The sequence below is a fragment of the Bacteroides sp. MSSM.1001136sp1_RTP21357st2_D2_RTP21359_211015 genome (assembly GCF_040913205.1).
Lineage (GTDB): Bacteria > Bacteroidota > Bacteroidia > Bacteroidales > Bacteroidaceae > Bacteroides > Bacteroides ovatus.
In genome coordinates this window covers 40,346-66,561 of the sequence record NZ_JBDFVF010000012.1, presented here as the reverse complement: position 1 = coordinate 66,561, position 26,216 = coordinate 40,346, and the positions used below count along the sequence as shown (strand labels likewise).

Genomic DNA, 26,216 nt, shown 5'->3' with positions numbered 1-26,216 from the left:
TATTCCGGCCAAAAAAAAGCTCGGAATGTTTTTTTGTTTACCTTTGTCATATAGCAAATCTAAGAATAATACACTATGGGAAAACAGTTGGTTTTTATTCTATTCTTTTTTCTTAATCTGTTGATACATAACGCTTATGCTTATAATTTGAAGCAAGTTGCAGATAAAGAGTATATGTCTAATAGTTCGATTACATCTCTGTGCCAGGATGAACGTGGATTGATGTGGATCGGGACCTGCGACGGGCTGAATATTTATGATGGACAGGAGATTGAGGAATTTAAGACTCGTGACAAGGAGGATTACTTATCTGGTAATCTGATTGACAATATTGTGTATACGGGCGAAGATGTTTACTGGATTCAAACCTACTATGGGCTGAACCGTTTGAACCGGAAAACCAATACAATCACTCACTATAATGAATTTCAGAAACTCTTCTTTATGAATAAGGATAGTCATGGTAATCTGTTCATTATCCAGGATAGTAACTGCATTTATTATTATCATAAAAAAGAAGGAGTCTTCAAGAAAATCAATATCACGGGAATCCCGATTTCCGATATCGTAAACTTCTTTATCGACGGTAACAACCGGATGTGGGTAGTCATGAAAGGATATAACCGCTGTTATGATATACAGCAGGAAGCCGCATCGGGAGATATCACCCTGTTACCCCAGAAAACGAACCTGATTTATCAGACTTCCTTGATTTATTGTTTCAATGACGAGCAATCTCTTTATTACATAGACAAGGAATTTAATTTCTATGCTTTCCATATTCCGACCCAGAAGAATGAGTTTATTGCCAATCTAGGTAAAGAAATACAGGAACGTGGTAAAATTTCTTCCATCGTTCATTATCATAACAGCTATTTTGTGGGCTTTTTGATGGATGGTATTCTGCTGTTGGAGAAACAGAAGGAGACGAATCATTATCAAATTCAGTCGTTACCTATCAACAGCGGTGTATTCTGTCTCAAGAAAGACCGTTTTCAGGATGTTGTTTGGATTGGTACCGACGGGCAGGGTGTTTATCTTTATTCGAACCCGCTTTATTCTATCAAATCAATGGTGCTTAGCAATTATACCGAGAAAATAGAACGCCCCGTGCGTGCCATCTATCTTGATGATGAACGTACTTTCTGGGTGGGAACCAAAGGAAACGGAATTCTTAAAATCTATGATTACGAATTCGATAAAAACATCTCCGACTGTCGGGCGGAGGTGTTGACTACCTCTAATAGTGCTTTGAGTAGTAATGCCGTTTATTGTTTTGCCAAGAGCCACCGGAATTTGCTTTGGATAGGAGACGAAGAAGGATTAACTTATTATTCATATCGGGAAAAACGTATCAAGAGTATACCAATACGGATCGGTAACGAAGATTTCAAATACATCCATGACATTTACGAAACAGCAGATTCCGAACTGTGGCTGGCGAGTGTCGGCATGGGAGTGGTGAAAGCTCGTATTGCCGGAACACCGGACAATCCGGTGATTGTGGATGCGCAACGTTACATCATCAATGACGGCGAACTGGGATCGAACTATTTCTTTACTATTTATGCGGAGAATGAAGCCAACCTGTTGTTTGGCAATAAAGGATATGGGGTATTCCGCTATAACGAAACGACGAATGGCCTGGAACCGGTGTCTACTCACAAATACGAAAACATGACCCTGAATAATATTCTCGCTATCAGTAAAGACAGCAGCAATAACTATCTTTTCGGAACGAGCTACGGATTGATAAAGTACACATCGGAAACCTCTTATCAGCTCTTCAATGCCAAGAATGGTTTCCTGAATAATACCATTCATGCAATTCTTAGAAACTCGTCCGACAACTTCTGGTTGAGCACCAATCTCGGATTAATCAATTTCGATACGAAAAGGAATGTCTTTCGTTCGTATGGCTTTGGAGATGGTTTAAAAGTGGTAGAGTTTAGTGACGGTGCCGCTTTTCGGGATTCCCGGACTGGTACTCTGTTCTTTGGCGGAATCAATGGAGTCGTAGCTATCCGGGCGGATGGCCGTCCGGAGCAGCTTTATATGCCTCCTGTTTATTTTGATAAGCTGTCTATCTTCGGTGAACAATACAATCTGGGCGAATTTCTCACCCGGAAAAAAGAAACTGAAGTCTTGAATTTGCAGTATGACCAGAATTTCTTTTCTGTTTCATTTGCCTCTGTGGATTATCTGAATGGTAATAACTGTACCTATTTCTATAAACTGAAAGGATTGAGTGACCAATGGGTAAACAATGGTTCGGAAAGCGGAGTCTCTTTTACGAATATGGCTCCCGGCGAATATACCTTACTGGTGAAATATTACAATAGTGTCTTTGATAAAGAGAGTGATGTCTATTCTCTGGTGATTCGTATAGGTGATCCGTGGTATGCTTCCTGGTGGGCTTATTTGATTTATGCCCTGTGTCTGCTTTTACTGGCAGCCTTGCTGATACGTTCCTTTATCCTGCGCTCCAAACGTAAAAAGCAGGAATTGCTGAACGAGATAGAGAAACGCCATCAAAAGAATGTCTTTGAGTCCAAACTTCGTTTCTTTACTAATATCGCACATGAATTTTGTACTCCGCTGACTTTGATTTATGGTCCTTGCGGACGAATCCTTTCATCGAAGGGACTTAGTAAATTTGTCGTGGACTACGTACAGATGATTCAGACGAATGCGGAGCGTCTCAACAACCTGATTCATGAGTTGATCGAATTTCGTCGGATTGAAACGGGAAACAGGGAAGTGCGGGTTGAATCATTGAATGTGTCTTCCATTGTGAAAGGAATAGCCAAAACGTTTGTTGAAATGGCTAAATCCAGAAACATCACTTTCTTGAGCAAGATACCCGAGCAGGTGATGTGGAACTCGGACAAAGGGTTTCTGAATACGATTATTATTAATCTGATTTCTAATGCCTTTAAATATACTCCCGACGGACAAAGTATCAAGATTGAAGTGGATACGAGCGGGGAAAACATGCTGACTCTTCGTGTAGCGAATGAAGGAAGTACCATCAAGGAAAAGGATTTTCAGTATATTTTTAATCGGTATGCCATTTTGGATAATTTCGAGAATCAGGATGAAAAGAACTTTTCACGGAACGGACTGGGGCTAGCCATCTCTTATAATATGGCAAAGTTGCTGAATGGTACGTTGAAAGTGGAAAATACTCCTGACGGATGGGTGATGTTTACACTAACCTTGCCGGTCGTGGAACTGACTACCGGAGTGGTGGAAACCAAGCGGCTCACAGCGGAATACATCCCTAAGATAGATACTCAATCGATACTGAAACTTCCCCAGTATGAGTTTGATAAGATGCGTCCTACGCTTTTGGTTGTCGATGATGAAATCGAAATGCTATGGTTTATTGGAGAAATCTTCTCGGCTGACTTCAATGTGGTAACCTTGCAAGATCCTGAACGGCTGGATCAGGTGATGAATGAGGTTTATCCGAATGTGATTATCTGTGATGTCATGATGCCGGGAATGGGTGGCATTGAACTGACCAGGCGGATTAAATCGGTGAAAGAGACGGCGCATATTCCTATTATTGTGGTTTCCGGACGACACGAGATGGAACAACAGATGGAAGCCCTTTCTGCCGGTGCGGAAATGTATATCACAAAACCGTTTAGTGCGGAGTATCTTCGTATCTCTGTCTGTCAGGTGATAGAACGGAAAGAGGTGTTGAAAAATTATTTCAGTTCGCCGATCAGTTCTTTTGAAAAGTCGGACGGGAAGTTGACGCATAAAGAGTCGAAGAAGTTCCTACAGTCGGTTTTGAAGATTATCAATGATAATATAACGAACAAAGATTTGACTCCACGTTATATCGCCGATCGGCTGGCAATCAGTCCCCGGAGTCTTTATCGGAAGATGGAAGAGATAGGAGAGGATAGCCCGACCGATCTGATTAAGGAATGTCGTTTGCACATAGCGAAAGATTTATTGCTGACCACTAAAAAGACGATTGATGAAATTGTATTCGATTCGGGATTCTCGAACAAAGTTACTTTCTTTAAGGTGTTCCGTGAAAAGTATGAGTGCACGCCAAAAGAGTTTCGGATGAAACATTTGGAAGAGGTTCAGCAGTAGCCTGTGGCGGGAATTTTTAAAGAAAAAGAAGAAGTAAATATCCGTGTTAATATAGTAAATATCCGTGCCAAAAGGTAAAAAAGGATAGTTAATTTTCTTTTGGTAGAGTTTAGTGATTTTATCTTTGTCTCATCGAAGTTTTTGAGTAGATAAACTTGAAAAGTATTAATTTATTAATCTTTAATCTAATGAAAAGGAAACTTAGTTTTTTATTTCTTTCAGCATTGACCATTCCATTTTTTATGGTATCGTGCAGTGATGATAAAGAAGAACAGGAAGTGAAACCGGCAACAGATCTGGTTGTCGATAATAATTCGGTGACACTACTACAAGGAGACGAAATTACGGTGAGTATCACCTCCGGTAATGGCGATTATTATGTGAAGCCATTTGATGAAAACGTGGCGACGGCTACAATCAATGGTAATAAGGTGACTATTAAAGCTACCGAAAATAGCCAGTTGGAAGAAAATAACCGTACGGAAACCACTATATTAATAGTAGATGGACGTAAGAAAGTGGCTAGAGTGCTGGTTCGGGTAGCAAAACTCTGGGATTTGACGGTAGATGCACCGGAAGAAGGTTTTGACCTTTTTATCGGTGAAAAGAGACTGGTGAAGATTTTGACCGGTAACGGAGATTATCAGATTTCCATACCGGAAGGTGCTGATAAGTTTTTGGAAGTGGGTGAACTATCCGGACAAGTTATTCCGTTGACTGCCAAGTTCGAGACTGGAGCCGATCCGGTAAATATTACGATAACAGATAAGAAAGGTAAGACAATCACTATTCCTGTGGTAGTGAACATCGTGGATCTGACACTGAAAAGTGATGAAGCCACTTTTGCCGAACCGGATGCCGAATCTCAATATATCTCTATTGAGAGAGGTAATGGCGGATATAGTTTCGCTTATCAGGTGGGAGACGGCGAGCCTACTACGGATGCAACGATTGTGGAAGCTACTGAAAAAGAGAACCTGATTACCTTGAAACCCAAAGCTAGAGGTGATGTGAAAGTGATTGTGACAGATCAGAAAGGTTCTGTGGAGGAGATTTCGGTGAAAGTGAATCCATATAACCTTAAACTGGAAAATGAAGCAACTTCTTTAATCATCGGTGGTTATGAGGCATCTACAGAAATAGCTATTACCAGAGGAAATGGTGATTATAAGTTGGCACAACTCACAGATGATAATAAAACCTATTTGAAAACCGCAGAATTGATTACGGAAGACGGGGCTACCAAGTTAAAACTAACAGGAAAGAAGCTCGGGACTACCACACTGGAACTGTCTGATGCGGCAGGTCAGAAATTGACGTTACCAGTTTATGTGAATCCGGTATGTTATCGTATGGAATATGACGTATGCTTTAAAATTGATATTAAAAAGTATGCCGAATCACATTCAGAGGTGAAAAGTATGAATCAGCTTACTTTTGAGGTTGTGTTCTACCCGACTTATACTCGTTCTATGCAATCGTTTATAGGTTTGGAAAGTGTATTCCTGCTTCGTGCAGAAGCTAAGGATGTGAATCCGCGTTTTGAAATAGCCACTAAAATTAATGGTAAGAGTGATCCCCGTTTCCGTAGTCAGCAAACTATTTATTGCGATGATTCGGAAGGTGGACGTAAGACTCCAGGTAAATGGTATCATATAGCCATTGTATATGATGGAACGAAATCAAGTACTAAAGAGGCTTATAAAATGTATATAAACGGGGTGAGAGAAACGTTGACTCCTGCAGATAACTCTTATGAGGATTGTGCCCCTAATTCATCTCTCAATCTGACAGATGTAGGTGGAAATGATAAAGCACTGTTGATTGGACGTTCCGGAGATTCATATCGGGTAGGATATTGCAAAGTTTATCAGGCACGGATGTGGAAGAGAGCGTTGGACGAAAGTGAAATTAAAGCGAATATGTGCAAAATCCTTAATGCAGAAGAACACTCTGACTTGATGGGATATTGGGTATTCTCGAAAGGTGTCGGAGGTACTACAGTTTTTGAAAATTGGGGAAATGGCGGCAGCGGATTGGATGCGCAAGTTTGTTTGCAGAATATAAGCGAAAATAAACCTGCCTGGGGAGCGGAACTTCCTGCAACTTATAATGGAGATAAGAGCCGCTTTGAACCAATTGAATGTCCTCATTCATACTAAAACTAGGAATATAATAATATGAGAAACAATATGATAACAAAAAAACTAATCAAATTTGCCCTGCTGTTTTTTCTTATCGGACTGACGGCTTGTGACAATAAACTGAATCCGGGATTTGATCCGGATGATTATGAACCGATTGTTCCGCCTGAACCTGTTAGAACAATGGATGCAATGGCTAGTGGCGAGCGAGTAGTACTTTCGGGTGCTTCGTTGACGGATATTGTTCTGAAATGGACGCCTACCGAGAAACACGGAAATACAGTATATCGTTATGAAGTATTGATTGATACGATCGGGGGAGACTTTACCAAACCGGTAGAAACGATCTTTTCTGACAATAACGGTTTGGAATCACAGTTGACTTTAACCCATTATCAGGCAAACACAATAGGTAAACTGGCTAAATTCCGTTGCAATACCAACGGCACACTGCGTTGGAAGGTGCGTGCTTATTGCGGATTGGATCAGGCTCTTAGTAGTCTGGAAGGTTATTTCGTAATTTTTATGATGGACGGCATTGATGATATGCCTTCTGAAAACGAGCCGGTTTATATCACTGGCGTGGGCACGGAAGATGATGGTGATGAAGCGGAAGCACAACAAATGCTCCGTCAGAATGAAGGAATCTATCAGACTTTCACTCAATTGAAAGCCGACCAGCCATTTATATTTATGTCTACTGTAGAAGGTCGCAAATGCTATTATTATGTAGACGACAACGGAGTGTTGCGTGAGCGTAATGATGGTGAAGACTATACAGTTACGGTTCCTCAATCAGGCATCTACCGGATTACCATCAATATGGGTGAACAAACGATCAGTTACGATGAAATAGGAGCTGTATATCTTTATAACCATTCGGGTGGGTATAGACAGGATTTCAACTATCTGGGATATGGCAAATGGGGTGTGAAGAATTATACTGCCCGGAAACAAACGGAAAGTTGGGCAGGAAGCGGTGAAACCCGTCATAGCTTTAAGATGGAAATCAACGGAACAACCTACCGTTGGGGACATAAGGAGAAAGATAAAGGGCAACCGAATCTGACTACCGACAACAGCTATTATAATTTATATCAACTGGCATTGGGCACAGATCCATGGGATTACAGTTTCCGTTTCTGCGACGAATTACTGCAATGGGGCGAAAAGCAGGGAAATGTCTATTATGCTACGGTGAAAACCGATGTAACCCTCTATTTCAATGCAGAGTTTGGAACGTACACCCACCGTTGGGTAGCTTCGGAAACGAATGAAGATTAAAACTGAATAATAATATGAAGAACTATATAGTATCATTATCAAAAAGAGCTTTGTTGTTAAGCGGTGCACTGGCAATATTTACAGCTTGTGACGACGGCGATCTGGGAGACATCTACAAAGGTAATTCATCCGGTGAATATGTGTCGGATGTGAACTGGACAGATGCAGCCGACAAAAGTACGGGAACTTATATCAAATATTTCTATGAGAATGCCAGCGGACGGGATACCTTTTGCGGAAGCATTTACTGGGAAAAACCGAATACACCGGAAACCGGAGAACCGGCAAGCACGGGCGGTAGCGGCGGATGGTCGCAGGGACATGCATTGGACATCGTGATCGATGCTTATATCCGTCACGCAAACAATCCCGAATATCAAGCTCATTTGTATGAAAACATCATGAAACCTTTCCTGCCGGCTTTTGATGACTGGAATGAACATTGCGGTTATGGTGGCAAAGACTTCTGGAATAACTTCTATGATGATATGGAATGGATGGCACTGTCTTGTCTGCGGGTTTATGAATTGACTGGCGATCAGGATTACTACAGTGCGTTGATGAAGATGTGGAACCATATCAAGGGAGCGAAGAATGACTATAAAGGGGTAGGAGGAATGGCATGGAAAACGGATGCGCCGGCTTCACGTATGTCTTGTTCCAATGGTCCCGGTTGCCTTCTGGCTATGAAATTGTATCAACTTACCGTTAAGGAGGCTAAAGATGGCTGGGAAGAGCAGGCTGCTTATTACCTGAACTTCGCCAAAGAGGTATACAACTGGATGACGGCTTATCTGTGTGATATTTCCACCGGACAGGTATATGATAATCTTAGTATTAAAGATGACGGAACACCGGGAGATCCTGATAAAGTAGCCTTGTCTTATAATCAGGGAACATTTATGGCGGCTGCCCTGGAGCTGTACAACGCTACCGGTGAGGATGAATATCTTCGTAATGCGGTTGCTTTCGGCTCTTACCAGGTGAATAAGAAGATGGATTCCAACTATCCGGTATTCAGTGGTGAAGGAAATTCGGGAGATAATCTTTTATTCCGTGGAATATTTGTCCGTTACTTCCTGGATATGGTGAAACAGCCGACTAACAGCCTTTATCCGGAAAAGACCAAGAATAAGTTTATCGCTGCATTGCGCAGCTGTTCTGATGTGCTTTGGACGTTGGCTCATCCCGAAGGCTATTATGTGTGGGAGTACGATTGGGCAAAAGCACCGACCTTCGGTAATCGTGACAACAGGGAAGATCGCCTGACAATCTCCTTGAATGCGGAAGTCCCGGGAGCAACAATGATTGAAATCCGTGCTCGTTATGAAGACTGGGTGCAAGGTAAAGCAACGGAAAAGGCCAACTGGGTCGGACCGGATTTCGGTAAGAAAGCAGAGGAATAAGATTGATTTATTACACATAGAAAATCGAAAAGAAAGATGATACATATAAAAAGAAATATTTGTCTGGTGGCTGTTTCTTGCACTCTTCTTGCAGGTATACCTTTGCAGGGTGTGGCGCAAACGGGAAGAACGGCAAAGGTGCAGGCCACACAAAGTAATAAAATAACAGTGTCGGGTACGGTATTGGACAAGACGACAAATGACCCGTTGATCGGTGTGTCTGTTGTCGTGAAAGGGGTGGCCAATGCAGGTACGATTACCGATATGGATGGTAAGTTTACATTGAAGCTGCCTTATGCGGAAGCTCCGTTGGTGTTTTCTTACCTGGGTTACCAGCCACAGGAAATTGTTCCCGGTGCAAAGAAGGAACTGACTGTCTTACTACAGGAAGATACGAAAGCCTTGCAGGAAGTGGTTGTGGTAGGTTATACCAAACAACGTAAAGAAACGATGATCGGTTCTGTTGCTACCATCACGACAAAAGATCTGACGCAAAGTCCTACTGCCAATATCAACAATGCGCTTGCCGGACGTCTGCCGGGGTTGATTGTAAACCAGTATGCGGGTGGTGAACCGGGTGTGGATCAAAGTGAATTGTTTATCCGTGGTAAGGCAACTTACGGTAACCAGAGTGCCATTGTCATTGTCGATGGAATCGAACGTGACATGAGTTACCTCGCACCGGATGAAATTGAAACATTCACTATCCTGAAAGATGCTTCGGCCACTGCCGCTTATGGTATCCGTGGTGCAAATGGTGTAATCGTTATTACTACCAAACGTGGTAAGGCAGCGGAAAAGGCAACCGTGAACCTGAAAGCCTCTATCGGTATTAACCAGCCGATCGGTTTCCCCGAATATTTAGGCTCTGCCGATTATGCAACTTTATATAATGAAGCCAGATTGAACGATGCCAAGATGACGGGCGCAGACATCAGCAGTTTGAACCTTTTCTCTCAACAGGCGATTGACAATTTCCGCCGTGCGAAAGGAGACAATTCCGATGGTTTGGGATATGACTGGGATTATTATGATTTTGCCTTCAAACCCGGTTTGCAGGAAGATGTCAGCCTCTCCATTCGTGGAGGTACGGACAAGGTACGTTATTATGTACTGGCCAATTACTTTTCACAAGGAGGTAACTACAAATATGCGAATGCCGGTGAATATGATTCACAGACTAAATTCACCCGTTACAATTTCCGTTCGAACATCGATATTAACATTAATCGTTATTTGAGCACCCGTCTGGATTTGGGTGCTCGTATTACCGACCGTAATGCACCGGGTACAACAGCCGGTCGCCTGATGACCATCTGTGCTACCCAGCCTCCATATTTGCCCATCCTGGTGGAAGAAAACGCGCATCCGCAGAATGAGGAATACATTCAGCAAAACTCTCGTGGAATGCTTTATGGTGACAATATCTACCGTTACAATCTTCTGGGTGAATTGAGCCGTACCGGTTATCTGAATGAAAAGAACACGTATCTGAATGGTAGTTTTGCCATGAATCTGGATATGGAATTTCTGACGAAAGGATTAAAAGCGGAAGTGATGTTCTCTTATGATGCTTCTGAAGGACGCTGGATTAATCGTAAACTGGATACTTACAAAGACGGTTATCGTGAATATCCGAAATATGCGACGTTTATGCCGATCGAAGGTTCGGATGCTTATATGGCAGGCGGACACTATACGGGTGCTTACAAAACGGGTAACAAATATGATATTGACCAGACTATTGGCAACGGATTCAGTCATAACGCTTCTGACGGACGTACTTATATACAGGCACGTTTGGATTACAACCGTTTGTTTAGCAACCGCCACGAAGTGACCGCCATGTTATTGGCAAACCGTGGTAACCGTACTGTTAACAATGAACTGGCTTATCATAGCCAGGGTATCACCGGACGCTTTGCTTATTATTATAATCAGAAGTATCTGATGGAATTTAACTTCGGTTACAATGGTTCCGAAAACTTCGCTCCGGGCAAACGTTACGGGTTCTTCCCAGCTGGTTCAATCGGTTGGGTAGTCTCTGAAGAGGAATTTATGAAAAAGGCTTCCTGGATTGACTTCCTGAAAGTAAGAGCCTCCTATGGTTTGGTAGGTAGTGACAACGTTAGCAGCCGTTTCCCATATCTGGCTTTCTACGGTGGTGGCAGCGGTTATGATTTCGGTAATAACTTTGGTACGAATGTAGGCGGTACTTCCGAAGGTAATCTGGCTAATGCGAATCTGACTTGGGAGAAAGCCCGTAAACTGAATGTCGGTATCGACTTTACTACCCTGAACCAACGTTTGGCATTGACGATAGATGCATTTTATGAATATCGTTTTGACATTATTACAGATATGAATAGTGACGGTATCATGGGATATCCGGATATTGTAGGTAAAGATGCAGCTTTACAGAATCTGGGTGAAGTAAGCAACCGCGGTGTGGATATCGAATTGAGCTGGAATGATAAGATTGGAAAGGATTTCCGTTACTATATTCGTCCGAACCTGACTTTCTCCCGCAACCGTTTGGAATATAAAGCGGAAGTTGCCCGCAAGAACTCCTGGCGTAAAGAAACCGGTAAACGCTTATACGAAAACTTCGTCTATGTGTTCGATCATTTTGTAGCCGATCAGGAAGAGGCTGACCGTTTGAACAAGATCGGTTATCAGCCGTGGGGACAATTAATTCCGGGAGATGTTGTTTATAAGGATTTGGATCGTAACGGAGTGATTGATGATGAAGACCGTACAGCAATGGGAAATCCGCGTAGTCCGGAACTGATGTTCGGTATTCCTTTCGGTTTCCAGTATAAGAACTTTGATTTTAGTGTATTATTGCAAGGTGCGACAAAATCATCTATTCTGTTGAATGGGGCTGCTGTATTTGACTTCCCGCAATTTGAACAAGATAAGATCGGACGTGTGAAGAAAATGCATCTGGACCGTTGGACACCGGAAACGGCTGCTACTGCCAAATATCCGGCATTGCATTATGGAACACATGATAACAACAAGAATGGAAACAGTAGTTTGTTTTTGTATGATGCTTCCTACCTGCGTCTTAAGAATGTGGAAATTGGTTACAATGTATCACCCAAATTATTACGTAAATTCCATGTGCAACAGGCACGTATCTATGTGCAAGGTCTGAATCTGTTGACTTTTGATAAACTGGGTGATGTGGATATAGATCCGGAAACGAAATCCGGAGACGGAGCTTCCTGGTATCCTATTCAAAAGGTATTCAATTTTGGTATTGATATAACATTCTAAATAAGATAGAAATATGAAAAAGTTATATAGATTTTCAGCAATTGCTTTATTGGTCCTGCCGTTGGTCTTTACTTCATGTAGCGATTACCTGGATCGGGACGATGATGATAATATTACGGAAGCGGACGTTTTTGCCCGTTACGAAAAAGTGAACGGACTGGTTTCCGACGTATACGCGGCTGCAAAGAAAGCAGACCGTCCGCTGGTGTTCTTCGAGCACTTCAGCAACAGTGCCATTACGGACGAATGTGAAGGAACCAACGTAGAGGGAAACATTACGAATAACTTCAATAACGGTGCCTGGAACCCGAATTCTTTGCCCGGTAGTGTAGGGCAATATTGGGAAGCTCTTTATGAAGGAATCCGTAAAGCGAACCTGATTATAGAAAATGTACAGAAGTATAACACGCCCGACAACCCACAGCAGGATGGTGATCTTCGCAACCGTATCGGTGAGATGTATTTCATGCGTGGTTATTTCCACATGCTGTTATTGCGTATGTATGGCGAAGCTCCTTATATTGACCGTGTGATTAATGCCGGAGATAATATGGACTTCAAGAAAGAATCTGTTCATTCGATGGTTGAAAAGATTGTGACAGATGCGCAAACTGCTTATGGCATGGTTCCTAATAAATATGTGAAAACTTCCGAGAATTTTGGTCGTGTGGATAAGGGAGCCTGTCTGGGATTGATTTCTTTTGTTCGCTGGGTAGCGGCTACTCCGTTGTGGAACGGTGCTTCTCAATATGGATACAACTTGCGTCGTGTGTTTGAAAATGAGTATGCTTATGATGCTACTCGTTGGAGAAAAGCCAAAGAAGCGGCTAAAGCCGTTCTGGATTTCGAAGTCGGCGGAACCAAGCGTTATTCTCTCTATACGAAACATGATGCAAATGATTTCAAGGATCCGGCTGACGGTAATCTGAATGACAGCCGTGTATATGCTCGTTTGTGGGATATGTTTTATGATATGGATGCCTTTGCCAATGAGTATGTGTTCTTTATGACGAAGAGCAAGGATCAGGCATGGCAGGGTGATATTTATCCGCCCAGCCGTGAGGGAAGTTCGCGCCAGCAACCGGTGCAGGAACAAGTGGATGAATACGAATATATCGTAGGTGATTATGGCTATCCGGTATATTCGGCAGAAGCCCGCAAAGGTGGCTATGATGATACTAATCCGTATGTGAAAGGTACTCGGGACCCGCGTTTCTATCGTGATGTAATTTATCACGGAGCTCCTTACCGTAATAATAAGAACGAGTCGAAAACGATCAATACGGCGAGTGGTTCCGATAAGATTGGTGCTACCAATGCAACTACTACCGGTTATTATTTACGTAAATTCCAACAGGAGTCATGGAACAAATCCGGTAACTTCAGTATCAATGCGCCCGCCATCTGGCGTCTTCCGGAGTTTATTTATATTTATGCAGAGGCTTGTAATGAATTGGGCGAGGATATCGATGAAGCTTATAAATTGGTGAATACGGTTCGTGAACGTTCTTTTATGAAACCGATGCCGCCGGAAGTAAAGACTAATCAACAGTTGATGCGTGAATACATTCAGCGCGAACGTCGCGTGGAACTTTTTTATGAAGGAAAACGTCCGTGGACTTGCCGCTTGTATCTGGAACCCACCAGTAAGGAAGAGCTAGCAAAGGAAAGCCTTTGGAAATCGAGCGGGAGTGACAATTCAAAACGTACACAGAAATACTGGGCTGCCAATAACGGTGCATTGCCCCGTTGCCAGCGAATGATTAACGGAATGCGTCCGGTGCAGGATGAGAATGGGGCCATTACGGTTGACGGTGTGAAATATAGAATGGAGCGTTTCTGCGTGGAAGAACGTACGTTCTCTATTCAGCATTATCTGTTCCCGATTCGCCAGAGTGAGTTGCAGAAGACACCGACCATTGAACAAAATCCCGGATGGTAAACCGGTAGGAATGTATAACTTTAAAAAGAAAATCAGATGAAACGAATCTATACATATATGTGTCTGTTGCTTTTGTCGGTATTATCGTTTGCCGTTACAGGTTGTGATGACGATGATGATGACGATGTGGCTAAAGACTTGATAGAGTTGATTGTGAACAAACCGGTAATACGTATCGGGCAGAATGAGGAAGCCAAAGTGAATGTAGTGGTTGGAAACGGAAACTATACCGTGAGAAGTTTCAACACTGCCATTGCAACGGCTACCGTTTCCGGCGAATTGATAACTGTAAAAAGTGGCTCACAGAATGGGGCCACTACCGTCGAAGTAATGGATGGAGAAGGAGTAGTTGCCAATATTTCTGTGAATGTAGGTGTATTTGAATTGGAAGTGAATGAACCGGAGGTGATCTTGGAAGTTGCCGGTGAAAAGCAACTGATTGTCAGCATGGGAAACTTTTCCAGCAATGATGAATTGTCTTATGAGGTGGAGGATGAAACGGTTGTCAGCATGGTTAATACAGATCAGTTCCGTCCTTTCTATACTTTGACAGGTTTGAAGAACGGACATACAACAGTGACTTTTACAGACCATAAAGGAAAACAGGCGGTGGTTCAGGTGACGGTAAATCCGATTTCTATCGATGTCTCCAATCTGACACCGAGAGTGGGAGTCAACAATAAGATCATGATTACGGTAGAAAAAGGAAACGGAGGTTATAGTCTGACAGCAGAGAATGAAGAGATTGTAGCTATTCAGCAGGTGGATGACACTCGTTTCAATTTAATAGGTAAAAAAGCGGGTATCACTACCGTGTTTGTCAGAGACGAAGCGGAACAGGAATTAAGTCTGACCGTTACGGTGGTACAGGCAGATAAAGTAGCGAACCTGGGTAGCGGTAATTACTTTAAAGTACCGTTTGAATATAATGGTACGGCAGATGAATCGCTAAAGAATTTGAGTACGATCACATTTGAGGCTCGTTTCAATATTGAGTCGTTGAATGGCAATGACAATGGAAATGCCCGGATTAATACGGTGATGGGTATAGAGAAGAAATTCCTGCTGCGTGTCGACGTGCATAAGGGAGGAAGCAATGATGAAGAACGTTTCCTTCAGCTTGCTGCAGATGATAAAGGTAGTATTCGCTATGAGGGCTCTACTAAGATAGAAACCAATAAGTGGTATGATGTGGCTGTGGTATTGGATAATAGTAAGAGCGGAAGCGAACGGATTGCATTGTATGTAAATGGTGTCAGAGAAACGCTTCAATTATCAAACGGTACGCCGGATGATTTGAAAGAGATCAATCTTACTTCTGATTTCTACATCGGCCAGTCTGATGGTAAACGCCGGTTGAACGGAGCTATCAGTTATGCCCGTATTTGGACAAAAGTCTTGTCGGATCAACAGATCTCCGAGCAGAGCGGCAAGTTGTTGAGTGAGGATAAGGATGGAATGGTAGCTAATTGGTTATTCAATAATGGAAATGGTAATACCAAGACATTTGTGTCCTTGGCAGGAAAGAGCTTCGAAGCAGAGGCGGCAAATATTGTTTCAAGTTGGAAAACAGATCCGATATTGGAAACAAGTACTCCTACGGAATAATTGTAAGAAGATAGGATAATAAAAAAGCCATCCCCGGAATAGACGAAAGTAGGGATGGCTTTTTTTGTAGTGTGCTTACTATTCTTCGGCAGACTATGTCCTGCATGTTGTTGGCAAGGTTATTCCTTGACAGGCTCAGCCGGTTTGTCTTTTGATGTAGTGTCTGTGACAACTGTATCATTGACATTGGCGGCGAGTGCAACCAGTGATGCCTTTGCAGGCGCGTCTTCTTTAGTTACAGTATCTTTTACTACTGTATCATTGACAACTGTTGCATTGATTTCTGTCGGGGCTGTCACAGCTTCTGCAGAACTCTGAGCCTTTACAAGGAATGAACCACCACAAACAAACATAAACATTGCTACTACTAATACTAATTTTTTCATAATCGTTTGCTTTAATGATTATTAGACATATGTTTTCAATTCTCTACCTTTGTGTTAAGGAATCGGTTATTACTTTTCGCTAACGTCTAATTAAAGATCAAAGCGCGTGCCAAAATTAGATAATGTATGATAAGTGATTGATAAATAGGGAAATGATAAAGATGATGCCAATTAGGATAGTGGGGAAGTATGTGTGGAGTGTGTGGAAACTGTGGCGGGGAGTGTGGAATTATTCCACACTCCCCGCCACAGTTCTTTTATTTAGGTAATCTATTTACTTAATTTCATCCGGCCAGGGACAAGGTTTACCTGTCGCTTTGAAAGTTGGTCGTTGTGCATCTACTTTTCTTAGAAAGTTGCCCAGCTCTTTAGAAAGTTTCTTCACGATGTCCGGATGCTGTGCACTAAGGTCGTTGCTTTCTTCTATATCATCAGGTATGTTGAATAACTCTTTTTTTCCTGTTCCATAGTAATAAATCAATTTCCAGTCACCGTTTCGAACGGCACAATTAAAGTTGATTCCGGGACCGTCATTTCCCCAGTTGTTAGGCATATTCCAGAAAAGACTCCGACCCTTAGCTGGGTTGCCTGTCTGTTTCAGCAGAGGGATGAAACTGATACCGTCTATCGGTTGAACTGTCTGGTAGTTCTTGACACCTGCCATTTCAAGAATAGTAGGGTAGAAGTCTTCTATCAACAAGTAGTTGTTGCATTTGCTTCCCGGAGCTACTACTCCCGGCCAACTGACAATCATCGGTTCGCGGATACCGCCTTCATAAGTAGAACCTTTACCACTGTTCAATGGATAATTCTGTGTATGCAGCTTGCCGTCACGCCATCCGGATTCGGATGCAAGTCCTCCGTTATCACTCATAAAAATGATAATAGTGTTGTTGGCTTCTCCATTCTTTTTCAGCCAGTTCATTAAATCACCTAAACTTTTATCCATTCCTTCAATCAGTGTGGCATAAGCAGCTTCATGGTCTGTCATTCCTTTTTTCTTGTACTTCTCATAGAAGCGCATATCTTTGTTCAAAGGAATGTGGATGGCATATTGCGACATATACAAATAGAAAGGCTGATTATACTTTTTCGCTTTATCCAGTGCTTTAATGGCTTCCAACGTCAATGCTTCAGTTACAAAGGTTTCCGTTCCCCAATATTTCTCTAATCCGGGAACAGACATCAGTGATACCGCTTTCCCATCTTTGGTATGTCCGTAGTTCTCTTCTCCCAGGTAACTGGCAAGTCCACCGGCCGCATGTCCGGCAATATTTACCTCGAATCCCCAATGATGCGGATCTTCCCCTGGAGTATCTATCGCTCCGAAATGGGCTTTTCCACAATGTATAGTATGATAACCGCTGTTCTTTAGCAGTTGCACGAAGGAGGTTCCTACGAAAGTATGATTAGTGCCGGACACTTGACTTACTCCATTGTAATTCCAGTCAGGGACTGCCAGAATGCTATCTTTACGGTCTGTCATTGTATTCTTTTGCAGCGTCCAGTTAGTTACTCGGTGACGTGCGGCGTTGGTTCCGGTGATGAGGCTGCACCGGGTAGGAGAACTGATACTGTTGGCATACGCTTGAGTAAACATCATTCCCTGTTTTGCTAACCGCTCCATATTGGGAGTCTCGTACAATTCGTTATAGTGTGTCTTCTGTGTCCAGAATGGGAGTGAAGTATCCTGCCATCCCATATCGTCTACCATAAAGAGAATGATATTCGGACGTTTGTCCGCGCGTTCTATTTGCATATTGCTTTGTGCTTGCAGATTGGTTACTGCGAGTGGCACAAATGCAAGGGGTAATAATGTTTTTTTATTCATGGGGGTCATTTTATTCTATGGAATATGCATTAAAATTAATAATATCTGGTAATGCGATAGATTCGGTTAAAGATAAGTTCGAGCACTACAAAAAGGAATCATTTCTCACCGTGATGAGAATAAATACTCATAGTAATGAGAACTTTTTCTCATCGCATTGAGAAAATTTTCTCATAGGCATGAGAATACTTGAGAAAATGCAAGAACGTAACTTGTTACAAATCAATATTGTATAATTTCAATTTATTATATAAAGTCTTTCGATCAATATTCAGTAATTGCGCTGCTTTACTCTTATTGTTTCCTGTTTGGCGTAGCGCCTCCAAAATATGCTCTTTTTCAGTCTCTTCATTGCGTAATGCAATGCTCGTATTGCTGGATGCAGGAGTTTCTAAAAGCTCGGTCCCCAATTCCAATAAAGTAATGAAACTGCTTTGTGCCAATAAAGTTGCTCTTTTGACGATGTTCTTCATTTGGCGCAAGTTTCCCGGCCAATGATAATTCATTAAAGCTTGCGATGCTTTTGCATCGAAACCAATCAGGTGTTTATCCAGTTCCTTGTTTGCCTGATCGAGGAAGAAATTGGCAAAGAGCAGAATATCTTCTTTCCGTTCTTTCAGATCGGGCATACGGAGGGTAAATTCATTGATACGATGATAAAGGTCTTCACGGAAAGTACCTTTTTCAATGGCTTGTTCCAGATTCTCATTGGTGGCAGATACCAGACGAATATCTACCGATATCTCCTGTGTAGAACCTACCGGACGTATTTTTCTCTCTTGCAAGGCACGAAGCAGTTGTATCTGCACTTCATAACTAAGGTTTCCGATCTCATCCAGAAAGATAGTACCACCGTTGGCTGCAACGAAAGCCCCCGTTTTATCTGTCAGAGCACCTGTAAACGAACCTTTCACATGACCGAAAAATTCGGAAGCAGCCAGTTCTTTGGGGATAGAACCACAATCTACGGCAATAAACGGTTTATCGTTTCGTTTGCTAAGTTGATGAATACGGTGCGCCACATACTCTTTTCCTGTTCCGCTGGAACCGTTGATAAGTACGGACATATTGGTCGGAGCTACCAGACCTACATAATTGTAGAGTTGTTTGGCTGCATCACTTTCTCCTTCCAGATAAGCACGATGATTTTCTGTTGAATCTTTAGATGAAGTAGAAGCACCTTTTTTAGAAGAAGATTTAGCAACGTTATGAGTAGCAGGACTCTTTTCAGACTGCAGACATTCAGAAATTTTCTTCAGTAATTCTTCCGGATTTACCGGTTTGGCTATATAATCACGTGCTCCCAGTTTCATTGCCTGTACGGCGGATTGTATATCCGCATAGCCAGTCATGATGATTAAAGGAATGTCCATGCCTTGTTCATTCATCCATTTCAGCAGATCGATACCTTCGTGGTCGGGTAGTCGCAGGTCTGATAAAATCAGATCGACGTTTTGGCTTTCGATATGTTTTCGGGCGCGGGCAATATTACTCACTGATGATACTTCAAAGCCCTTTTTGCCTAGCCAGGTTTTTAGCATCATTCCAAAAGTGATATCATCTTCAACGATCAATATGGAGCTCATCATGTCAGGTTTTGATTCTTTTAAGTCACAAAGGTAAGAGGATTTAGGCGAAAGTGGTATATTTGCAAACTTAAATTAAATAAAAGTGTTATGAAAAAGATTCTATTGATAGTATTAACCATATCGTTTTGCGGACTTACTGCCTGCAAAACCGGAACAAAAAAAGGAGGAGACATGGATAAAGAAACGTTGGTAAAGATTGAGACAACTGTAGGAGATATCGAGGTGAAACTATATAATGAGACACCGAAACATCGTGATAATTTTATCAAACTGGTGAAGGACGGTGTTTATGAAGGCACACTGTTTCATCGTGTTATCAAAGATTTTATGATTCAGGCTGGTGACCCGGACTCAAAGAATGCACCGAAAGGAAAAATGCTGGGTACGGGAGATGTAGGTTATACTGTTCCCGCTGAATTTGTATATCCTAAATATTTCCATAAGAAAGGTGCCCTGTCCGCTGCCCGTCAGGGAGATAATGTGAACCCGAAGAAAGAATCTTCCGGTTGTCAGTTCTATATCGTGACAGGTAAGGTGTTCAATGACTCTACCTTGCTGGGTATGGAAAGCCAGATGAATGAGAATAAGATTAATGTTATTTTCAATACGCTGGCACAGAAACACATGAAGGAAATTTATAAGATGCGAAAAGCAAATGACGAAAATGGTCTTTATGATTTGCAGGAAAAGTTGTTTGCAGAGGCACAGGAAATGGCAGCTAAACAACCGGAATTTCATTTCACTCCGGAACAGATTGAAGCCTATACAACGGTGGGAGGAACTCCGCATCTGGATGGCGAATATACTGTGTTCGGCGAAGTAGTGAAAGGTTTGGATATTGTGGATAAAATCCAGCAGGTGAAAACCGACCGTAGCGATCGTCCCGAAGAAGATGTAAAAATAACAAAGGTGACAATACTTGACTGAAATATATGAAAATCAACAGGCATATTCTTGATAATGGGTTACGTCTGGTACATTCGCAGGACGAAAGTACGCAGATGGTTGCCCTTAATATATTATATAATGTGGGAGCTCGCGACGAAGATCCCGAACATACCGGTTTTGCCCATTTGTTCGAACACCTGATGTTCGGAGGGTCGGTGAATATTCCCGATTATGATATGCCGCTTCAATTGGCGGGTGGAGAGAATAATGCCTGGACGAATAATGATATAACCAATTACTACCTCACTGTACCTCGTCAGAATGTAGAAACCGGCTTTTGGTTGGAATCCGACCGGATGTTGAGTCTTGATTTTAGCGAACGGAGTCTGGAGGTACAGCGGGGAGTAGTAATGGAAGAATTCAAACAGCGATGTTTGAATCAGCCTTATGGGGATATCGGACATCTTTTGCGTCCTCTGGCTTATCAGACGCATCCTTATCAATGGCCTACTATCGGAAAAGAGTTGTCGCATATTGCCAATGCTACGCTGGAAGAAGTGAAGGCATTCTTTTTCCGTTTTTATGCTCCTAATAATGCCATATTAGCTGTGACCGGTAATATCTCTTTCGAAGAGGCGGTTGCTTTGACGGAAAAATGGTTCGGCTCTATTCCTCGTCGGGAAGTTCCTCAACGGAACCTGCCACAAGAACAGGAACAGACGGAAGAACGGCGGCTGACGGTAGAGAGAAATGTTCCTCTCGATTCTTTATTTATGGCATACCACATGCCTGCCCATTGCCATCCGGATTATTATGCATTTGATATTTTGTCGGATGTGTTGAGCAACGGACGTTCCAGCCGGTTAAACCAGCGTTTGGTACAACAGAAACAATTATTTTCGAGTATAGATGCTTATATTTCCGGCAGTGTAGATGCGGGGTTATTCCATATTAGTGGTAAACCTTCGGCAGGTGTCACCCTGGAACAGGCGGAAGCGGCAGTGCGGGAAGAACTGGAACTGTTGCAGCAAGAATTGGTTGACGAACAGGAACTGGAAAAAGTGAAGAACAAATTTGAGTCCACCCAGATATTCGGCAACATCAATTATTTGAATGTGGCAACCAACCTGGCTTGGTACGAATTGCTTGGCCGGGCGGAGGACATGGAAAAAGAGGTCGATCGTTATCGGTCTGTCACGGCTGAACAATTGCGGGCGGTAGCTCAATCTGCTTTCCGTAAGGAGAACGGAGTAATACTATATTATAAGAAACAACAAAATTAAATTCTCCCTTTTTTAATCTATCAGTGAAAGGGAAAAGTCCCTTTGCCTGAAAATGGAGATACGTTTAGGTAACGGAAAAGTAAATGAGACATATTTATAGTACATATAAAGAGCATTATAAAGCACTAATTTTTCTCGGACTGCCGATTGTGATCGGTCAAATAGGAGTAATCGTTCTTGGATTTGCGGATACGTTAATGATCGGGCATCATAGTACGATTGAGCTGGGAGCAGCTTCCTTCGTCAATAATGTGTTCAATCTGGCGATTATTTTCAGTACGGGTTTTTCGTATGGGCTGACTCCCATTGTGGGAGGTTTGTATGGAACCCGCCAGTATGCCCCTGCGGGACAGGCTTTACGCAACAGTTTGCTGGCAAACCTGATGGTTGCATTGCTGCTGACTGTCTGTATGACTGTTCTTTATCTAAATATAGAACGTCTCGGACAGCCGGAAGAATTGATTCCCCTGATTAAACCGTATTACCTTGTTTTGCTCGCTTCACTAGTGTTTGTCATGCTTTTCAATGGATTCAAGCAGTTTACAGACGGAATTACGGATACAAAAACCGCTATGTGGATATTGCTTGGTGGAAATGTCTTGAATATCATAGGAAACTATATCCTGATTTATGGAAAGCTCGGATTGCCCGAGTTAGGTCTGTTGGGAGCAGGTGTCAGCACGCTGTTCTCGCGTATCGTGATGGTGATTATATTTATCATCATCTTTATGCGTAGTCCGCGTTTTGTCCGCTATAAGATTGGCTTTTTCCGTTTGGGATGGTCACGAGCTGTATTTGGGCATTTGAATGGTCTCGGATGGCCGGTTGCTTTTCAAATGGGAATGGAGACAGCCTCCTTTAGTCTAAGTGCGATCATGATCGGTTGGCTGGGTACTATCGCTCTGGCTTCTCATCAGGTTATGCTGGCTATTTCGCAGTTTACATTTATGATGTATTACGGTATGGGTGCTGCTGTGGCTGTTCGTGTCAGTAACTTCAAAGGTCAGAATGATATCATTAATGTACGTCGTTCTGCCTATGCAGGTTTTCATCTGATGATGACATTGGGCGTTGTGCTTTCTTTGATTGTCTTCCTTTGCCGGAATTACTTGGGAGGCTGGTTTACCGACAGTCAGGAAGTGGCTGCTATGGTGACCTCTCTAATCTTCCCTTTCCTCGTTTACCAGTTTGGCGACGGACTGCAGATTACTTTCGCCAATGCTTTGCGTGGAATTTCAGATGTAAAACTAATGATGATTATCGCCTTTGTCGCCTATTTCATTATTTCTCTTCCTGTAGGTTATTTCTGCGGCTTTGTCATGGGATGGGGAGTAGTAGGTGTCTGGATGGCATTTCCTTTTGGTTTGACGAGCGCAGGATTGATGCTTTGGTGGCGTTTTCATCACATGACGAAACTCCCCGAACCTCACCCCAAAACCTGATGCTAAATACTTGATAATTAAAACTTAATACTTAACCCCAATGGCTTCCTTCCGTTTTACAAAGTTGAAAATAACCGCCGGTTACACTTTGTTGCTGGCGATCCTCCTTTTCTCGCTGGTGTTTGTACATCGTGAGATGGAAGCATTGTCGGCCGCCGACGATCAACAGAATTTAAGAACAGACAGTTTATTGACCCTTCTCCATGAGAAAGATCAAAACACGATTCAGATGTTGCGGGTGCTAAGTGAGGCAAACGACAGCCTTCTCTCTGCTTCGGAAATAGAAGAAATCATATCCGAACAGGATTCTGTGATTACCCAGCAACGGGTACAACATCGGGTCATCACCAAACGTGACTCGTTAATCACTACTCCTAAAAAGAAGGGATTCTTCAAACGACTCGCCGAAGTGTTTTCCCCTTCTAAACAAGACAGTGCCGTATTAGTAAATACATCGTTGGAAGTAGCCACTGATACCATTCTCCAACCGACCACTTCTAAAGATTCTCTTCAGCAGAAAATCCGCATGGCTACCGAAGAAAAACGGTTGCAACGGAGGAAAACAATCCGACGTACCAGTACAAAGTACCAGCGGATGAATACGCAGTTGACGGCACGGATGGATAGCTTGATTAAACAGTATGAGGAAGAAATGACCTTGCGTGCCCGTCAGGATGCCGAACTTCAGCAGGAAGTGAGGATGCGGTCGGCACGTATCATCGGCGGTATCGCGGTTGGTGCCGTACTATTATCGGCTTTTTTCCTGATATTGATTATGCGGGATATTTCCCGTAGCAACCGTTACCGCCAGCAATTGGAGGTGGCGAATAAACGGGCGGAAGATTTGCTGATCGCCCGTGAAAAATTAATGCTTGCCATTACCCATGATTTTAAAGCTCCGTTAGGCTCAATTATGGGATATACCGAACTCCTGTCCCGATTGACAGAAGATGAACGGCAACGATTCTACCTCGACAATATGAAAAGTTCTTCAGAACATTTATTGAAGTTAGTCAGTGACTTGCTTGATTTCCACCGGCTTGATCTCAATAAAGCGGAAGTGAATCGCGTAACCTTTAACCCTTCCCAGCTATTCGACGAAATTTATGTCAGTTTCGAACCTTTGACCGCTGCCAAAGGTTTAGCCTTGCAATGTCACGTCGTCCCGGAACTGAATGGAAGATATATCAGTGATCCTTTGCGACTCCGGCAAATTGTGAACAACCTTTTGTCCAATGCCGTAAAGTTTACTCAAAAAGGAGAAATTAGCCTGACAGCCAGTTATGATTCTTCTAAGTTAACCATCGCCATTGCCGATACAGGAAAAGGAATGGCATCAGAAGATCGTGAACGTATCTTCCAAGAATTTACACGTCTTTCCGGTGCGCAGGGGGAAGAAGGTTTCGGACTCGGACTCTCTATTGTGAAGAAATTGGTAACCTTGCTTGAAGGAACCATTGACGTGCAAAGCACATTAGGAAAAGGGAGCTGTTTTACTGTAACTTTACCTCTTTATCCGGTAGGTAAATCCATTGCGGAAAGCGAATCTCCGGAAAATGAATCTTCGGAGGACGAAAGTCCATACGCTCCCAAACAGTCGGTTGCCATTCCTCCCATGAAAGTCATTCGTGTGCTTTTGATTGATGACGATAAGATTCAGCTGAATCTGACTGCTGCCATGTTGAAACAGCATGGTATTGATGCCGTATGTTGTGAACAGCTGGAACAGCTGATTGAACAACTTCGCTCTTCCGTCTTCGATGTATTGCTGACAGATATACAAATGCCTGCCATTAACGGGTTTGATCTGGTAAAACTATTACGGGCTTCTAATATACCACAAGCAAAAACAATCCCTGTTATTGCTGTGACTGCCCGTAGTGAAATGGATAAAGCCGCTTTACATGAACATGGTTTTGCCGGTTGTTTGCATAAACCGTTTACAGTAAAGGAATTGTTGCTAACAGTAAATGAAGGTCAACTTTCGGCCGATGAAGCGCATATAACAGAAGATATGCAACTAAATGTAAATGCCCTCACTTCTTTTTCGGAGGATGATCCTGAAGCTACACATTCCATTATCCAAACATTTATAGAGGAAACACAAAAGAGTGCTGACCGGATGGTGCAGGCATTAAATGCTAAGGAGGTGGATGAAATAGCTGCAATAGCTCACAAACTTCTTCCTCTTTTTACATTGATTGGAGCTGGGAATGCTGTAATTCTACTGAGTTGGTTGGAGGCAAGGCGTGGGGAGGACTTTTCTACGGAAATAAATGAAAAGGTTGAGAGCATTCTTCAAGAAATTCAGAAAATCCTGAAAGAGGTAAACGGTGTAGAGTGTTCGAATATTCTTAATTCTGAAATATGATTTAATGTTTATTTATTGTTTTTTTCTATCGTTTATTTCTATATTTGCTGTCTAAAACTTGCTAAATGATACGTGAGCCTGGTTTTTCTATTAATCGGAAAGATATATTTGAAAGATTGTTCAGTGATTATTACGGGATATTAGTATGTTATGCTCAAAAATATACGAAACGTGAAGATATAGCTGAAGATATCGTACAAGATGTATTTGCATCTTTGTGGGAAGAAAATCGTATATTTCCTTCGCAAGCGAATTTTCGTTCATTTCTTTATATTTCGATAAGAAATGCGGCTTTTGATTATTTGCGACATCAAAATGTAGAAAGTCGTTATATTGAAGAAGCTTTGACTGCAAATCGTTTCTTGTCGGATGATTCTTTTCAGAAAGAAGAAGTTTTTCGCTTACTATTTAAACAGATTGATTTACTTCCGGAACGTTGTCGGGAAATATTCTTGTTACATCTGGAAGGTTATGATAATGATGCTATTGCTAAAAAATTATCGTTGTCAATAGAAACTGTTAAAACTCAAAAGAAACGTGCAATGAAAACTCTTCGGAACAATCTGAAAGAGAAATTGCAAAAAAAATATCCAGATACCTCATTTTTTATTCTTTTCTTGTACCTCGATTTATATCTATAATCG

General features: G+C 42.3%; 15 protein-coding genes. 12 read left to right on the top strand and 3 right to left on the bottom strand.

Features of this window, described 5'->3' with window-relative positions:
- Positions 1 to 75 precede the first annotated feature (75 nt).
- The 7 genes from AB5217_RS09805 (at position 76) to AB5217_RS09775 (ending at position 15,782) form a co-directional block, all read left to right on the top strand.
- Positions 76 to 4,116, top strand: coding sequence for a response regulator (locus AB5217_RS09805; RefSeq protein ID WP_042994406.1), 4,041 nt, complete (start codon positions 76 to 78; stop codon positions 4,114 to 4,116).
- 188 nt (positions 4,117 to 4,304) lie between these two features.
- Positions 4,305 to 6,278 (top strand): LamG-like jellyroll fold domain-containing protein, encoded by a 1,974-nt coding sequence (locus tag AB5217_RS09800; RefSeq protein WP_032844600.1) that lies wholly within the window; start codon positions 4,305 to 4,307, stop codon positions 6,276 to 6,278.
- Positions 6,279 to 6,296: 18 nt separating this feature from the next.
- Positions 6,297 to 7,544 (top strand): SusE domain-containing protein, encoded by a 1,248-nt coding sequence (locus tag AB5217_RS09795; protein ID WP_004299915.1) that lies wholly within the window; start codon positions 6,297 to 6,299, stop codon positions 7,542 to 7,544.
- 14 nt (positions 7,545 to 7,558) lie between these two features.
- Positions 7,559 to 8,950 (top strand): glycoside hydrolase family 76 protein, encoded by a 1,392-nt coding sequence (locus AB5217_RS09790; protein ID WP_004299916.1) that lies wholly within the window; start codon positions 7,559 to 7,561, stop codon positions 8,948 to 8,950.
- Between the two features lie 36 nt (positions 8,951 to 8,986).
- Positions 8,987 to 12,232, top strand: coding sequence for a SusC/RagA family TonB-linked outer membrane protein (locus AB5217_RS09785; protein WP_032854814.1), 3,246 nt, complete (start codon positions 8,987 to 8,989; stop codon positions 12,230 to 12,232).
- Between the two features lie 13 nt (positions 12,233 to 12,245).
- Complete coding sequence (locus AB5217_RS09780; protein WP_004299918.1) at positions 12,246 to 14,174, top strand: RagB/SusD family nutrient uptake outer membrane protein; 1,929 nt, start codon at positions 12,246 to 12,248, stop codon at positions 14,172 to 14,174.
- Positions 14,175 to 14,210: 36 nt separating this feature from the next.
- On the top strand, positions 14,211 to 15,782 hold the full coding sequence (locus tag AB5217_RS09775) for a LamG domain-containing protein (protein ID WP_368112699.1): 1,572 nt from the start codon (positions 14,211 to 14,213) through the stop codon (positions 15,780 to 15,782).
- Positions 15,783 to 15,901: 119 nt separating this feature from the next.
- On the opposite strand, the gene AB5217_RS09770 is transcribed toward AB5217_RS09775, so the two are convergent.
- The 3 genes from AB5217_RS09770 to AB5217_RS09760 all read right to left on the bottom strand — a co-directional run bounded on the left by AB5217_RS09770 (position 15,902) and on the right by AB5217_RS09760 (position 19,588).
- The gene (locus AB5217_RS09770) at positions 15,902 to 16,168 is read right to left on the bottom strand and encodes a hypothetical protein (protein ID WP_004299920.1); all 267 of its coding nucleotides are present in this window, start codon (positions 16,166 to 16,168) and stop codon (positions 15,902 to 15,904) included.
- 274 nt (positions 16,169 to 16,442) lie between these two features.
- Positions 16,443 to 17,999, bottom strand: coding sequence for a sulfatase (locus AB5217_RS09765; protein WP_032845547.1), 1,557 nt, complete (start codon positions 17,997 to 17,999; stop codon positions 16,443 to 16,445).
- A 215-nt stretch (positions 18,000 to 18,214) separates the two neighbouring features.
- On the bottom strand, positions 18,215 to 19,588 hold the full coding sequence (locus AB5217_RS09760; RefSeq protein ID WP_004304936.1) for a sigma-54-dependent transcriptional regulator: 1,374 nt from the start codon (positions 19,586 to 19,588) through the stop codon (positions 18,215 to 18,217).
- Between the two features lie 87 nt (positions 19,589 to 19,675).
- Between AB5217_RS09760 and AB5217_RS09755 the strand changes: the two genes are divergently transcribed.
- From AB5217_RS09755 to AB5217_RS09735, 5 genes are all read left to right on the top strand, one after another.
- Positions 19,676 to 20,515, top strand: a complete 840-nt coding sequence (locus AB5217_RS09755) for a peptidylprolyl isomerase (RefSeq protein ID WP_022199759.1) — start codon at positions 19,676 to 19,678, stop codon at positions 20,513 to 20,515.
- Positions 20,516 to 20,520: 5 nt separating this feature from the next.
- Complete coding sequence (locus AB5217_RS09750; RefSeq protein WP_004299932.1) at positions 20,521 to 21,759, top strand: M16 family metallopeptidase; 1,239 nt, start codon at positions 20,521 to 20,523, stop codon at positions 21,757 to 21,759.
- Between the two features lie 83 nt (positions 21,760 to 21,842).
- The gene (locus AB5217_RS09745) at positions 21,843 to 23,201 is read left to right on the top strand and encodes an MATE family efflux transporter (RefSeq protein ID WP_022199757.1); all 1,359 of its coding nucleotides are present in this window, start codon (positions 21,843 to 21,845) and stop codon (positions 23,199 to 23,201) included.
- A 40-nt stretch (positions 23,202 to 23,241) separates the two neighbouring features.
- Positions 23,242 to 25,572, top strand: coding sequence for a hybrid sensor histidine kinase/response regulator (locus tag AB5217_RS09740; protein WP_032845537.1), 2,331 nt, complete (start codon positions 23,242 to 23,244; stop codon positions 25,570 to 25,572).
- Positions 25,573 to 25,637: 65 nt separating this feature from the next.
- Positions 25,638 to 26,213 carry an RNA polymerase sigma-70 factor gene (locus tag AB5217_RS09735; RefSeq protein WP_004304929.1) on the top strand — a complete coding sequence of 192 codons (576 nt, stop codon included), beginning with the start codon at positions 25,638 to 25,640 and terminating at the stop codon, positions 26,211 to 26,213.
- Positions 26,214 to 26,216 lie beyond the last annotated feature (3 nt).